Below are 13,624 nucleotides of genomic sequence, written 5' to 3' on the forward strand. Positions count from 1 at the left end.
TACATCCGTTTGTTATTGAGGTTATTGGGCGTTCCTTCCGGGAAAAAGCGGGGAGTATGTCTGTATCTTCCGGAATAGAAGATTTTGTGTCGGGAACGAAAGCATCCGTTGGCGATTTATGATTCCGGAAACAGGATACCGTGACATATTTGCGGAGTATTCCGGTTTTTTTGAAAACTGATTCAGGTGAATGGGATCGTGTGAAAAGTGTTGTGTCTGGAAGACATGGTAATTCCGGAAGGCTGAGTCCACAAATAACCATTAAAAGTCATTAAAAGAATACAAGTGGTATTCCGGAGAGAAAATACTACAACAGGTAAGTCTATCAAATTCCAGAAGAAAATTGAAAAAGTGACTGAAAAGAATCACTCATTCGAATTGGAGAGAAAAGACAGGGAAATAATATAAAAATAATTTAAAAATCAATGAGTTGAATTTATTTTGAAGTCCGTTAATGACTTTTAACGGAAGCAAGACGTGGCAGGTCGGTAAGCCGGAGCAATAAAAAATGGAAAAAGAAAGGCTTGTCATGTTTGAAATTCCTTCATTTTATAAAAAGACCTTGTTGGCCAGTTTGATTGGCGTGGCTGTCGCCTCTTTGTCATGCCATGTATTTGCCGCGCCTGCCACCATTACCGGGACAGGAACGATTGCACTGGATGATAGTTTTGTTACGGGTGAGGAATCGGGCAGTAAAGTAGCCGATTTTGGCGAGGATATCGGCATTGTGAATAAAAATACTGGTCCGGATACCGTGATCAGTGGAGGAGGGCAGTCATGGATTCTGAAAACGGCGTACAGCGGTAGCGGTCAGTGGGCCGTTTTCAGGAATGCGTCAAATTCGGATATTGTTTTCACTGATTTTTCAGGACTCCGGATTTTTTCCGAAAGCGCAAAGTCACTGTTCGGAGTTAATAGCGGCAATACCGGAACATACCGGTTCGGAACGGCTGAAAAAGCAATCGATTCTCTTTTGATTTCCACTGTGAGCGGTGGTGTTGTCAATAGCGATTTTTATGCAAGAGACCTCACGATCAGGAGTCAGACAGGGCATACCGTATCGGGTAATGTGTCTGTCCACAGGATCGGTGACGGCAGTCAGCAGAATACGGTACTGGAAAGCATCGCGGCGTCTGCCATTTTGACAACGGGAAATGTCACGATCGAGGGCGGCGATCTGACGACAATCGGTATCGTTCAGGCCAATGCAAACGGTCACATTTCGCTTGATGTGAACAACTATACGGCAAAAACCAACGAACATGAGACAACAGGAATATCTCTGATTCGTGCCAATCAGGGGGCCAGTGTGATGATCAGAGCCAACGATATCACCATCAATCCCGATGGTCAGGACGGTTGGGGTGGCGTAAGTGCATTCGGCGGTACCGTGGATATTTTGGCGGATAACATTTCCATTAACGGGAATATTTATTCCGGTGCAGTAGAAGACCGGCTTGATCCGGCCAAAGGTGACCAGAAAGACGGTTCCACGGTCAATATCCGTCTCACAGACAGTGTTGCCGGTACTCTGGCCGTCAAGGGAGATGTTGTGACTTACAATGATTCCGGAACGCAGAATCAGGTCAGCCTGACCCTGGATAATGCTTTTTCTTCACTGGAAGGGGCAGTGAAAAACGTGGATATGGCGGGAAATCAGGTGGCATTGTCCGGTGATGCGGGGACATCCCTGAATCTGTCCGGTGGCGCTGTCTGGACAGTGACAGGAGACAGCACTGTAAAAGCGGTCAATACCGGTGGCGCCATCATCAATACAGGAACCCACAAAACGGACATCAAGGCCCTGACCAACAGCGGAACACTGGAACTGAACACATCGGCGAGCCAGGCAGGGCAAATCACCGTCAACGAGCTGAACAATACCGGAACTGTCAACCTGAATCTGGACAGCACCGCAGCCAATGACCTGACCGGAAAAACCGCTGCAGAAGTCGCACAGAATGCAGCCAACGTGCTGGCGGTCACGACCAGAAACGGCGATGGCCAGTATAACGTCGCTGTAGCCGAAAGCAGTGGCGTGACAGGCGCCATCACAGCGAAAACGGATGAAAACGGCAATATCATCACCTCAAGCGTCGCCGAGAAAACAAACACAGTCATGTCATCCCTGATGAACATCTCGGCCAACAACTTTCTGGTATTCCGTTCCCAGATGAACGATCTGGACAAGCGCATGGGCGATTTGCGCACCCTGCCGCAAGCCGATGGTATCTGGGCCAGAGCCATTGCCGGGCAGAGCGAATACAAGCAGATACACAACACCTACCAGACCCTGCAAATCGGAGCCGACAAACGCATCGGCAACCTCCTGGTCGGTGCGACAGCCAGCTATACGGATGGAGACGGTACCCTGAACAACGGTTCGTCCGACGACAAGAACTATACATTCGGTTTTTATGGCAGCTGGCTGGGCGATGATGGCCAGTTCGTCGATGTCATCGTCAAACGCCATCGTCTCGAAAGCGAGTACGATCTGGCTTACACCAGTGGCGACCGGGCAAAAGGCTCAATGGATACCTCCGGGACATCGCTGTCCGTCGAATACGGATGGAGACTTGGCATCGCCGATACCGATTTCTACATCGAACCGCAGGCTGAATTCATGTATGGACACCTCAACAGCGTGGGTTATACCACCAGTAACGGAGTCAGAATCAGTCAGGACGCCATCAAAACCGCTGTCGGCAGACTGGGAATCGCGGCGGGCTGGGTATCTCCGGACAAAACCGGTTCCGCCTACATCAAGGCATCCGTCCTGAACGACTGGGATGGAGATGCCAAAATCAGTGCCACAAAAGGTCGCACGGTGACCTTGCATGAAGACATGGGAGGAACCTGGGGAGAATTCGCACTGGGCGGCACCTGGAACATCAACAAGAACCTGGCGGCCTACGGAGAAGTGGAAACCACAGCAGGCAACCCGGTCAGAACCACCTATCAGGTCAGTGGAGGTATCCGCTACAGCTTCTGAATGGAAAAGCCGTTTTCAGCCTGACGAAGAAAAAGGCGGAAATACGGAAACTTCTCTTTTGCCCCGCTTCCTGAAGGGAGGCGGGGTTTTTTGCAGATGGCCGGGTTGTCCGTTCATGTCGGGCATTTTTTGTTTTTCAGGCCGATTTTACTGTTTCCAGCGTTTCCGATAACTGCAAATTGACGGAGTAGTCGACAGGACAGGCGATGACAGTTATGCCGTCATAATCAAGTGCTTCTTTCAGCAACATGGCAAGGTCGTCTGCCTTTCCGACAAGTTTGCCGCGGGCGCCGAAACTTTCGGCATATTTCACAAAATCGGGGTTGTTGAAGTGGACATCGACATGGTGTCCGAGTTTCAGGTCCATGTTCCATTTGATCAGTCCGTAATTCTGATCGACCCAGACAAGTATGACGAACGGCAGTTTTTCACGAATGGCCGTTTCCAGTTCCTGGGAATTCATCAGGAAGCTGCCATCTCCCATGACGGCAAGAATTTTCTTGTCCGGACAGGCGATCCGGGCACCCAGGGCACCGGGTAGAGCGAAACTCATGGTCGATAAACCGTTTGTAATGAGACAAGTTGACGGTTTATATGTCGGGTAAAGCCGCGCCATCCACATTTTGATCGCCCCCGTATCGGCCAGGACGATATCGTCATCTCCCATGATGTGCCTGATATCCGCGATAATCCGTTCAGGCCTGAGAGGGAAACGGGTGTCTGTCGAACCTTTTTCCAGTTCGTGGCGAAGGTCTTCGCGGATTTTCTTTTCCAGCCGTTCAGATCTCGTGATTCCGGTTACCTGTTTTTCAGTCAGGGCGTCAAGAGATGCAGGAATATCGGCAATGATATTGACGGCTACCGGGTAGCTTTTATCAACATCCTGCATGAAACAGTGAATATGGACAACGGGTGTATCGCCTTTCGGGTTGATTCTGACAGGATCGAATTCCTGTAATTCGAATCCGATCGCAATGATCAGATCGGCTTTGTCAAAAGCAAAGTTTTCATAATCGTGCGTTGTATAGCCGATAGTGCCCATGACATTGGGATGTCTGTCGGAAAGCACGCCTTTTGCCATGAATGTTGTTGCGACGGGAAGATCGAATGTATCGACAAATCTTTCCAGGGATTCGGTCGCATTGGCACGAACGGTTCCATATCCTGCCAGAACAACCGGATATCGGGCTTTTTGGATCAGGTTCATCGCCAGGTCGATCTGGAGGAGAGGGGGCACGGTAACCTTGTATGGCGACTGGCAGCGGCCGGGCGTCGTCCGGTGCCGCTTCAGTTTCGAAATTTTGTGGAATGGCCAGAAATGTCGAGCCGGGACGTTCGGTCTGGGATAACTGGAATGCCTTGCGTACCATTTCGGGAACGGCGGCCGCGGTATACAGCGTGTCGGCCCATTTCGTAACCGGGGCATATATGTCCTGAAGTCTGATAATCTGGTGGGATTCCTTGAATATCCGGTTCAGGCCGACTTGTGCGGAGATGGCGACAACCGGCGTGCTGTTTGTTTGGGCATCTGCCACACCCAGCAGAAGGTTGATGGAACCCGGGCCCAGGGTGGACAGACATACGCCGGCTTTTCCGGTCAGTCTCCCGTATACGTCTGCCATGAAAGACGCTCCCTGTTCATGCCGGACTAAAATGAAACGGATACCGGATCTTGACAGGGCATCGAGCAGGTAGATATTTTCTTCACCGGGCAGTCCGAAAATATGGGTGACTCCCTCGTTTTCCAGACATTTGACGATCAGTTCTGCCGTGGTTCGGGACATGGGTTTCTCCTTGTATGGATAGGTGGTTTATCGCATGGTCAGCAGCATGAAGCCGGCAATCGTGATAAAGGAAATGACCGTACTGACAAAAAGGGTCGATGCCATTTCTTTTTCGGCTATGTGATATTCAACGGCGAGAATGATCACGATCGACGCGACAGGGATAGCCATCGTAATGACGGATTCTTCGAGCAGTTCGTGCGGCAATCCTGTCAACAGCAGTATTCCCCAGAGTGCAAGGGGAACGATGATGTTTCTGAAGACAACCGATGTTATGACTGGCAGGTTGAGTGCGATTTTTTGATAAAAAAGAATGATTCCCGAGGCGAACAGGGCGACCCCGCCCGTTGCCTGACCCAGCAAGGTCATCGACAAATGGAGCGATTTGGGCAGACGGATTCCTGCCAGAAGCAGGACCAGTGCCAGAACCGGGGCCCAGCAGACCGGTTGCCTGAAAGCGTGGATAACATGTGACATGACAGGTAGCGGAGGTGAGGACTGGCTCGCTCCCTTTTTCTGTGACAACCCATAAGACAGGAGCATCATGGTAACGGGAACCTGCAGGACATTCATCGTGATGCTGGCTGTCGCAATGGAAATGGCACTGTTTTTCGCGAACAGATAGCCCAGTACCGATACGCCGACGAAAGGGACTGCCGGACCGCCGATAGCCAGTCCTTGCAAGGCACTGGTCATGATGTCACGTTTGAATACGTAGCGGGCGATGACGATGGTTGCAAGAAAAGCGGTCATCATGGCAAGCAAAACGATGATGAAAAGTGTGAATTGTTCCGTCAGGGAATCTTTCGCGATGCTCATGATGCCGGCAAACAGCGTTAGGGGCAGAGCATAGTTCATGACCATCTTGTTTAGGGACTGTGCCTGATCGGCCCCGAAATCATGACGCCATGCGGCGAATATCCCTAGTAGAAACGTGATAACGATCGGCAATAATGCACTGAAAATGACGTTCCCCATGATTATTCCTTCTGGTGCTGTGTATGTGAACGTATCGCAGGAATGAAAAAACATCCGGACGACATTTCGGGGCGAGTGGAAAATGTTGTCAGAGAAAAAGTTAATGCAAATCCGGATGGTGGTTTTGCTGCCTGTCAGGAAAAAAGGCAAAAAAGGAAGGGGTATGAGAACGGGAACTGAAAAATGAAAAATCCACTGAAAAAATCAGTGGATTTTTTGCGATTCTGGTAGGCCGTGGGCGGCTCGAACGCCCGACCAACGGATTAAAAGTCCGCTGCTCTACCAACTGAGCTAACGACCCGAAAGACTTGCATTATAGAGATTGACAGGTGAAAGTGTCAAGAACTTGGTAGAATAATGTATTCATTTTTGAACAGTTTTCTCATGATTGTTTTGGGTATTGAATCGTCTTGCGACGAAACGGGGATCGCCCTGTATGACACGGAAAAGGGGCTTCTCTCTCATGCACTTTATTCTCAAATCGCCTTGCATGCGGAATATGGGGGGGTCGTCCCGGAACTGGCTTCGCGGGATCACATCCGGCGCATCGTTCCGCTTCTGGAACAGGCGTTCGGGGAAGCGTCTGTCGTACCGGGGGATGTCGGTGCCATTGCCTATACACAAGGGCCCGGGCTGGCCGGTGCATTGCTTGTCGGAAGTTCCGTCGCATCCAGTATCGGGATGGCATTGGGAAAACCGCTGGTTGGCGTACATCATCTTGAGGGCCATCTGCTTTCGCCTCTGCTGGCTGAAAAACCGCCGGTTTTCCCTTTTGTCGCCCTGCTTGTTTCGGGGGGACATACCCAGCTGATGAAAGTGGAAGGTGTCGGCCGTTACGAGCTGTTGGGGGAAACGCTCGATGACGCGGCAGGCGAGGCATTCGACAAGTCGGCCAAGTTGCTTGGACTGGCGTATCCTGGCGGCCCGGAAATTTCGAAACTTGCCGAGGCGGGACGTCCCGGTATTTTCCGGTTGCCCCGTCCGATGCTGCATTCCAGGGATCTGAATTTCAGTTTTTCGGGACTGAAAACGGCAGTATTGACCACTCTGGGAAAAGAAAAGACAAGAGAGAATGGACAGACGAAGGCCGATATCGCGCGTGCTTTTGTCGATGCGATTGTCGAGGTTCTGGCAACCAAATGTCTGGCGGCATTGCGTCAGACGAAGCTTGATCAGCTGGTGGTCGCCGGAGGTGTCGGGGCCAATCGCCAGTTGAGAGATGCCCTGGGCAGAATGGCTGCCCAAAAACATTTCCGCGTCTTTTATCCTGAACTGGAGTTCTGTACGGATAATGGTGCCATGATCGCATTTGCCGGAGCCATGAGGCTGAAACAGGATCCGGGGGCGGCGCATTACGATTATGGATTTACGGTCAGACCGCGCTGGCCGCTTGAGGAACTGGCGGCGGGCTGATCCTGCAGATTGCCGGTTCCGTGTTTATGCGTTTCGCATTGTGCCGAAAGGCGCGCGCCATGACGGGCGATCATCAGTTCCTCATATGTCGGCAAAATCCAGATCGAAACGGGACTGGTGGCTGTACTGATTTTCAGTTCTCCCAGCCGGTTGGCACGTTCGTCCAGTTCGAATCCAAGCCAGTCGAGCTGTTCGCAAATCGCGGCACGGATTTCGGGCGACCGTTCTCCGATACCTGCCGTGAAAACGAATGAATCCAGACCGCCGCATGCGGCCGCAAGCGATCCTGTTTCGCGAACGACCCGGTAGACGAACAGATCAAGTGCTGTTTTGGCGGACGGAGCATCGCTTGCCATGAGATCTCTCACGTCGTTGCTGATACCGGAGACGCCCAGAAGTCCGGATTTCTGATAGAGAAGGGTTTCCAGTTCCTTGGCATTCATGTTTTCGTATTGCAACAGGTAAAGAATCACACCGGGATCGAGTTGTCCGCACCGGGTTCCCATGACCAGACCGTCGAGTGCGGAAAATCCCATGGTACTGGCGATGCTTTTTCCTCCGACCATTGCGCACATGCTTGCTCCGCTGCCGAGATGGGCGATGACGGTTCTTCCCATGGCGGCATGCCTATCGATATGTTTCAGCTCCATGCTGACGTATTCAAAAGAGAGTCCGTGAAATCCATAGTGGAGCAATCCCTTGTCGGTCAGGGATTGCGGAAGTCCGTACAGTCTTGAAATGTACGGGTTGGTTTTGTGAAAGGATGTATCGAAGCATACGATCTGGCAGAGGCCGGGGTAACGGTCCGCCAGAGTATCGATGACCTTGAGAATACGTGGCTGGTGCAGTGGGGCAAGCGGTATGAGCGTTCTGAGATTTTCCAGTATTTCAGGAGTGACAATAATCGGTTCGTCATACAGTGTTCCGCCGTGCAGCATCCGGTGACCGACGGCACTCAGATGGTTGGGGGCGAGGAAGTTCTCGATCCATCCGATCAAAAATCCGAGCAGTGTTTCCAGCGGTTCGTTCGCTTCCCAGCGATATTCGTCCATTTTGTATTTGTCGTCGTCATAGGCGATAAAATAAGGTTTGTCGCTGCCGATACCCTCGATTCCGCCATCGGTACGGCGTTCCAGACGGCCGTCTTCGGTTTCTGCAAAAAGAGAATATTTGAGACTGGATGATCCGGCATTGATAACGGCAAAAAAACGCTGGCTGGATGTGTTTTTCATTTCACTCATCTGTTTTCTCCTGTACCGCTTCCGTTTTGCGAGGCAGACCGGACGGTTTGGCCTGTCACGATCATGGGGTTACTGCAATAATAGCCCGAGTTACGATTTATCCGTCCGGTTGTGGGGGAAAATAAACGGTTTTTTCCCGATGGCCCGATTCTGGCGAAATGGTGCCGGATCATGTTGTGGCGGAACATAAGTTCCCCGAATGTGTCGATAAAATATATCCGGCAAATGGCCTTTTCCGGTTTTTCATGATCGCAGGAAAACATGTTTTTCCGGACAATTGCCGAAATGGGATAAAATCCGTCATTTCAGGGTATCCATGTTGTTATCCTGACTGGATATGGCAATCGGAAATCAGAATGAATTCATCGGAACCAACGAAAAGAAATGTTGTCGCGTTCGGCGAGTCACCCGTCCCGGTCGAAACCCCGGGCTATTTGCACAAGATTTACTGGTGGGCTTATGAGCATCCCCTGGCCGTACGTTTCTGGGATCACGGTTTTCTTATCAATTTTATTTTGCTGGGAAATTATGATCGTCTGGTCAATGCGGTTCTGGATGAATTTTCCGATGGACTGGATGGCGATACCCTGCAAATATCGTGCGCTTATGGAAAGCTGACTCCAAGACTGGAGAGCCGGTTGAACGAAGGCGGACGGCTCGATGTCATTGATGTGTTGAAGGTTCAGCTTGAAAATGTCCGCAGGAAACTGAAGTGGCCCGGCGAGCGGGTCCGGCTCATCCAGTGTGACGCGACCCGTCTCAATTGTCCGGACGCGTCATATGACCAAGTGCTGATGTTTTTTTTGCCTCACGAACTTCCCGGGGACAAGCGCCGTCAGGCATTGTCGGAGGCGGTCAGGGTCGTCAAACCGGGCGGAAAAGTCATCCTGGTCGAATTCCACCGGCCGAAATGGTGGCATCCGCTCAGGCTGTGGCAGCGTCTGGTGTTTTTGCTTTTCGAACCGTTTGCTGCCGATATGTGGCATCATGATCTGACTTATTATTTGCCTGAATATCCCGAGTGCCTTGTCGAGCGGCATGAAACCTATTTTGGCGACCTTTACCAGAAACTCGTGCTGGTCAGGAAAAAATGACAGGTTAAGTGGCGGGTCTGTCGGGCAAAGTGTATTTGAATGGATGGCCCGATAACCGGAAAAAATTCTGTCGCAAATAAACTATTGCTTTACGGCGAATTCGGATATAATCTCAGGATTTTTCCGTTTGAACTTTTTTTTGGAAGACTTATGGTCGTTATTCGTTTAGCTCGTGGCGGCGCCAAAAAGCGTCCTTTCTATCAGATCGTTGCAGCCGATTCACGCAACCGTCGTGACGGTCGTTTCATTGAACGTCTGGGCACGTACAATCCGTTTGCCGCAGAAAATGAACAGGGTATCCGTATCGCAACCGATCGTCTGGCTTACTGGCAGAGTGTCGGTGCGCAGTTGTCTCCGACTGTGGCACGTCTGGTCGCTGCCGCCAAATAATTTCCGTTCCTTTTCCGAAAGCGTTGGAAATCCCGGTCATGCAGGTTCCCGACGATCTGGTTGAGGTCGGACATGTCAGCGGCGCATACGGGATTCGCGGCTGGATACGGATCCGGCCTTATTCCGCTGACGCACAGGCGTTGCTGGCGGTCAGGCAGTGGTGGCTGGATTTGCCGGAGTGGCACGAAGCGGAAGTCATGCAGGCAAGATGGCATGGCGATGAAATCGTCGCCCGGCTGGCGAACATGACGGACCGCAATGCGGCCGAAGCATTGCGGGGTGCGGCGATTCGTATTTCAAGGCGTTGTTTTCCTGTATTGGACGAAAACGAGTATTACTGGGTCGATCTGATCGGTCTGGATGTTTTCAACCAGCGTGATGAATGTCTCGGTACAGTCAGCGGGTTGATGGATAACGGCGCGCATCCCGTTTTGCAGGTAGATGCAGGTATGCCGGATGGCAGCAGGAAGGAATTGCTGATTCCATTCGTCGGTTCATATATCGGTAAAGTCGATTGCGAAAACGGAAAAATAACCGTTGATTGGGAACTGGATTATTGATGTCGTTTCTCATGGTTTCATTTTCGGGAAAATCCGGTGATGCAGTTTGATGTGATCACACTTTTTCCGGAGATGTTTTCCGCATTGTCCGGCTCGGGAATTACCCGGCGTGCTTTTGAAGAAAACAGATGTTCGCTGACATTGTGGAATCCGCGCGATTTCACCCATGACAAGCACCGGACGGTTGACGACAGGCCTTATGGGGGTGGTCCGGGAATGGTCATGATGGCCCGGCCGCTGGAAGACGCGATTGTCGCGGCGAAAAAACGTCTGGCCGGCTCCGGTGTTGCCGATGCCACCGTGATTTATCTTTCGCCGCAAGGAAAACCTCTGGATCATGCACGGGTCATGGAACTTGCTTCATGCGACGGGATGATTCTTCTTTGCGGGCGGTATGAGGCGATTGACCAGCGACTGATAGACCGGCATGTCGATGAGGAAATCAGTCTGGGTGATTTTGTCCTGTCGGGAGGGGAAATACCTGCCATGGCTTTGATGGATGCCATCATCCGTCAGTTGCCGGGGGTGTTAAATGATGAACTGTCGGCAGTGGAAGACAGTTTTGTCTCGGGCATTCTGGATTGTCCGCATTTCACGCGGCCGCCTGTTTATGGCGGGGAGACTGTTCCGGGAGTTCTCCTGGAAGGCAATCATGCTGAAATTGCGCGGTGGCGTCGTCGTCAGGCACTGTTGATGACCCGGAAAAAGCGGCCGGATCTGCTTGAAAAGGCGGACAGGGAAGGAAAATTGTCCGGAGAGGACAAAGAGTTTTTAAGTAGTAGCAGTTAGTGTATAGTAGCAACGGTGGACGTTTGTTCACGTTTATTAACCCGTCATCCTATACCGGGTACAGTCATAAAGACAAAAAACGGAGTATCCAGTACGCCGGCATGATGGCATCAGGAGTTGAAATGAATCTGATTGAGCAGTTAGAAAAAGAAGAAATCGCACGTCTTGGAAAGAATATTCCGGAATTTGCCCCGGGCGATACCGTTGTCGTCAACGTTATGGTTGTCGAAGGAAACCGCAAGCGCGCACAGGCCTATGAAGGCGTTGTCATTTCGCGTCGCAATCGTGGGCTGAATTCCAATTTCATCGTTCGCAAAATTTCGTCCGGCGAAGGTGTTGAACGGACTTTCCAGCTTTATTCTCCGCTGATCGCTTCCATCGAAGTGAAACGTCGCGGTGATGTTCGCCGTGCGAAACTGTACTATTTGCGCGAACGTTCCGGCAAGTCCGCACGTATCAAAGAAAAATTGCCCAGCCGGAGCGCCAAAAGCGCAGAATAATTGAACGTGGTTCAATTCAAGGGGGCATCTTTGATGTCCCCTTTTTGTATTGTCAGGAGGAAACATGGCCAAATTGGGTTTTGATCCGGAAAATCTGCCGGTCGATTCGATCGGCAGTGGTGGTGCTGTCCCGAAAGCGCATCTGAATCCTGAATGGATAAAAAACCGGTTTTCCAATCCTCCCGTGTGGAAGCCGGAGATCAATGCGGAACCGGCGTTCGTCCATCGGGATCGCTGGATACCCGCTGCCGTGCTTGTTCCGCTGGTCGACCGTAATGATGGTCTGTCTCTGATGCTGACCCAGAGGGCATTGCATATGCATGATCATCCGGGGCAGATCAGTTTTCCGGGAGGACGGGTCGATTTGACCGACAGCACCCGTATCGAAACGGCCTTGCGGGAAATGGAAGAGGAAGTCGGTGTTGATCGCAGCCATGTCGAAATTCTCGGAACGTTGCCGGAATACCGGACTGGAAGCGGATACCGGGTGACTCCGGTGGTTTCCATTGTCACGCCACCTTTCGATATTCATACGAATCCTGATGAGGTGGCGGAAGTATTCGAAGTCCCTTTTTCATTTTTCATGGATGGTTCCAATTATCAGGTCCGGTCGGCTGAATTTCCGAACGGGGCTGGTAAACGGACTTTTTATACTGTGCCTTACAAAAACCGGTTTGTTTGGGGGGCAACCGCCGGAATGTTGCGGAATTTGTATCATTTTCTGAAAGCGTGAATGCTTTTGGAATGCCGTTTTTCAGGAGTGGCCGAACAGGTCATGGTAAGATGACAAACCGGTTTGTGCAGAATGACACGGTTTGCGATATGCATTTCGGCGTTTGATTATCTGGATGGGCTAAGTTATTGTATCGACAAGACGGTTCTGCGGAAGTCCCATGATTTTTTTCTCGCTTTTTTGTGCATTGCTGATCGACCATTTCAGGCCGACGCGGGCAGGTGAGTTTTTTTCCGGATCGATAAGGATGATTGCCGGTTGTGTCCGGAAGTGGTGTGATACAGGTCTGGTTCATCATGCCAGAATGGGCTGGATAATGGTTGTCGTGATTTTTACTCTTCCCGTATTGGTGGTTTACTGGATATGTCTGGCGATTCATCCTTTTTTCGGGTTGTTGTGGAATATCCTGATATTGTATTTGTGCATGGGGTTCCGGCATTACAATCATTATTTCACTTCCATTCAGATGGCGCTGTTGAGTGGCGAGAATCTGAGGGCACGGAATATGCTTGCAGAATGGTGTCACGATGGAATGGAAAATGTCGGGGATGCTGAAATAACGTCTTTGACTATTGAAAAAGCGCTGATTACGGTATTGAAAGATGTTTTCGGTGTTATTTTCTGGTTCGCATTGCCTTTTGGCCCGGCGGGAGCCGTTTTTTATCGTGTCGCTGTCGGATTGCGGAAATGCTGGAGCGACCAAAATGGCGACCGCAATAACTTCAGCCGTTTTTCCGGCCGGATGTCCTGTTGGGTGAACTGGATCCCTGTCCGGCTGATGGCTGTTTCATTTGCCGCGGTCGGAAATTTCGAAGGGGCCGTTTATGGATGGAGAAATGAATCATCCCGGTGGAAAAGCGGCAATGCCGGTATTTTGCTGGCATCGGCGGGGGGTGCGATGGGAATCAGGCTGGGAGTTACCGGGAAGCATGGGGAACAAGGTACTGACCAAGATACCGGTTCCGGAAGTTTTGCCACGGATGAACCGGTTCTTCCACATTGGCCGCAGCCTACGATCCGGTTTTTGCAGAGTACACTGGGGTTGATCTGGCGTACTCTGCTTTTGTGGCTTGTCCTGCTTTTTCTTTTTACAATGACGTTTTATCTGGCCTGACCGGTTGATTACGGAAATGGCATGTTTGATGGCGAA

General features: G+C 51.0%; 12 protein-coding genes, 1 tRNA gene and 1 pseudogene. 9 read left to right on the forward strand and 5 right to left on the reverse strand.

Annotation, left to right across the window (positions count from 1 at the left end; genetic code table 11):
• Nucleotides 1–529 precede the first annotated feature (529 nt).
• Complete coding sequence (locus NB647_RS02705) at nucleotides 530–2,992, forward strand: autotransporter outer membrane beta-barrel domain-containing protein (RefSeq protein ID WP_269284016.1); 2,463 nt, start codon at nucleotides 530–532, stop codon at nucleotides 2,990–2,992.
• A 136-nt stretch (nucleotides 2,993–3,128) separates the two neighbouring features.
• Here NB647_RS02705 and NB647_RS02710 read toward each other — a convergent pair whose 3' ends face one another.
• The 4 genes and pseudogenes from NB647_RS02710 to NB647_RS02725 all read right to left on the reverse strand — a co-directional run bounded on the left by NB647_RS02710 (nucleotide 3,129) and on the right by NB647_RS02725 (nucleotide 6,055).
• The gene (locus NB647_RS02710; RefSeq protein ID WP_332880338.1) at nucleotides 3,129–4,418 is read right to left on the reverse strand and encodes a thiamine pyrophosphate-dependent enzyme; all 1,290 of its coding nucleotides are present in this window, start codon (nucleotides 4,416–4,418) and stop codon (nucleotides 3,129–3,131) included.
• 52 nt (nucleotides 4,419–4,470) lie between these two features.
• Nucleotides 4,471–4,776, reverse strand: a pseudogene (locus tag NB647_RS10560) (thiamine pyrophosphate-binding protein); the annotation flags it as partial.
• A 27-nt stretch (nucleotides 4,777–4,803) separates the two neighbouring features.
• Nucleotides 4,804–5,754, reverse strand: coding sequence for an AEC family transporter (locus NB647_RS02720; RefSeq protein ID WP_269284020.1), 951 nt, complete (start codon nucleotides 5,752–5,754; stop codon nucleotides 4,804–4,806).
• 225 nt (nucleotides 5,755–5,979) lie between these two features.
• Nucleotides 5,980–6,055 (reverse strand) — tRNA-Lys (locus NB647_RS02725).
• Nucleotides 6,056–6,138: 83 nt separating this feature from the next.
• On the opposite strand from NB647_RS02725, the gene tsaD reads away from it, so the two are divergent.
• On the forward strand, nucleotides 6,139–7,167 hold the full coding sequence (gene tsaD, locus NB647_RS02730; protein WP_269284701.1) for a tRNA (adenosine(37)-N6)-threonylcarbamoyltransferase complex transferase subunit TsaD: 1,029 nt from the start codon (nucleotides 6,139–6,141) through the stop codon (nucleotides 7,165–7,167).
• Here tsaD and NB647_RS02735 read toward each other — a convergent pair.
• Nucleotides 7,113–8,408 (reverse strand): acetate/propionate family kinase, encoded by a 1,296-nt coding sequence (locus NB647_RS02735; protein WP_269265018.1) that lies wholly within the window; start codon nucleotides 8,406–8,408, stop codon nucleotides 7,113–7,115. The genes tsaD and NB647_RS02735 overlap by 55 nt on opposite strands.
• 356 nt (nucleotides 8,409–8,764) lie before the next feature.
• Here NB647_RS02735 and rquA point away from each other — a divergent pair, with 356 nt between their 5' ends.
• From rquA to NB647_RS02770, 7 genes are all read left to right on the forward strand, one after another.
• Entirely contained in the window at nucleotides 8,765–9,502 is a 738-nt protein-coding gene (gene rquA / locus NB647_RS02740; protein WP_269284022.1) for a rhodoquinone biosynthesis methyltransferase RquA, read from the forward strand.
• Nucleotides 9,503–9,652: 150 nt separating this feature from the next.
• Nucleotides 9,653–9,892, forward strand: a complete 240-nt coding sequence (gene rpsP / locus NB647_RS02745; RefSeq protein ID WP_269265020.1) for a 30S ribosomal protein S16 — start codon at nucleotides 9,653–9,655, stop codon at nucleotides 9,890–9,892.
• Between the two features lie 38 nt (nucleotides 9,893–9,930).
• Complete coding sequence (gene rimM, locus NB647_RS02750) at nucleotides 9,931–10,452, forward strand: ribosome maturation factor RimM (RefSeq protein WP_269265022.1); 522 nt, start codon at nucleotides 9,931–9,933, stop codon at nucleotides 10,450–10,452.
• Nucleotides 10,453–10,491: 39 nt separating this feature from the next.
• Entirely contained in the window at nucleotides 10,492–11,241 is a 750-nt protein-coding gene (gene trmD / locus NB647_RS02755; RefSeq protein WP_269284702.1) for a tRNA (guanosine(37)-N1)-methyltransferase TrmD, read from the forward strand.
• 122 nt (nucleotides 11,242–11,363) lie between these two features.
• Entirely contained in the window at nucleotides 11,364–11,741 is a 378-nt protein-coding gene (gene rplS, locus NB647_RS02760) for a 50S ribosomal protein L19 (RefSeq protein ID WP_269265024.1), read from the forward strand.
• Between the two features lie 64 nt (nucleotides 11,742–11,805).
• Entirely contained in the window at nucleotides 11,806–12,474 is a 669-nt protein-coding gene (locus NB647_RS02765; protein ID WP_269284024.1) for a CoA pyrophosphatase, read from the forward strand.
• A gap of 160 nt (nucleotides 12,475–12,634) precedes the next feature.
• Nucleotides 12,635–13,588 carry a CobD/CbiB family protein gene (locus tag NB647_RS02770; RefSeq protein ID WP_269284026.1) on the forward strand — a complete coding sequence of 318 codons (954 nt, stop codon included), beginning with the start codon at nucleotides 12,635–12,637 and terminating at the stop codon, nucleotides 13,586–13,588.
• The last annotated feature ends 36 nt before the right edge of the window (nucleotides 13,589–13,624 follow it).

Origin of the sequence: Oxalobacter aliiformigenes (genome assembly GCF_027116575.1) — a bacterium.
GTDB lineage: Bacteria > Pseudomonadota > Gammaproteobacteria > Burkholderiales > Burkholderiaceae_D > Oxalobacter > Oxalobacter aliiformigenes.

Coding starts and splice junctions, on each gene's coding strand:
- rimM (WP_269265022.1), top strand. CDS start 9,931: ATGCAGGTTCCCGACGATCTGGTTGAGGTCGGACATGTCAGCGGCGCA.
- NB647_RS02710 (WP_332880338.1), bottom strand. CDS start 4,418: ATGCCCCGGTTACGAAATGGGCCGACACGCTGTATACCGCGGCCGCCG.
- NB647_RS02720 (WP_269284020.1), bottom strand. CDS start 5,754: ATGGGGAACGTCATTTTCAGTGCATTATTGCCGATCGTTATCACGTTT.
- rpsP (WP_269265020.1), top strand. CDS start 9,653: ATGGTCGTTATTCGTTTAGCTCGTGGCGGCGCCAAAAAGCGTCCTTTC.
- NB647_RS02705 (WP_269284016.1), top strand. CDS start 530: ATGTTTGAAATTCCTTCATTTTATAAAAAGACCTTGTTGGCCAGTTTG.
- tsaD (WP_269284701.1), top strand. CDS start 6,139: ATGATTGTTTTGGGTATTGAATCGTCTTGCGACGAAACGGGGATCGCC.
- NB647_RS02765 (WP_269284024.1), top strand. CDS start 11,806: ATGGCCAAATTGGGTTTTGATCCGGAAAATCTGCCGGTCGATTCGATC.
- NB647_RS02735 (WP_269265018.1), bottom strand. CDS start 8,408: ATGAGTGAAATGAAAAACACATCCAGCCAGCGTTTTTTTGCCGTTATC.
- trmD (WP_269284702.1), top strand. CDS start 10,492: ATGCAGTTTGATGTGATCACACTTTTTCCGGAGATGTTTTCCGCATTG.
- rplS (WP_269265024.1), top strand. CDS start 11,364: ATGAATCTGATTGAGCAGTTAGAAAAAGAAGAAATCGCACGTCTTGGA.
- rquA (WP_269284022.1), top strand. CDS start 8,765: ATGAATTCATCGGAACCAACGAAAAGAAATGTTGTCGCGTTCGGCGAG.
- NB647_RS02770 (WP_269284026.1), top strand. CDS start 12,635: ATGATTTTTTTCTCGCTTTTTTGTGCATTGCTGATCGACCATTTCAGG.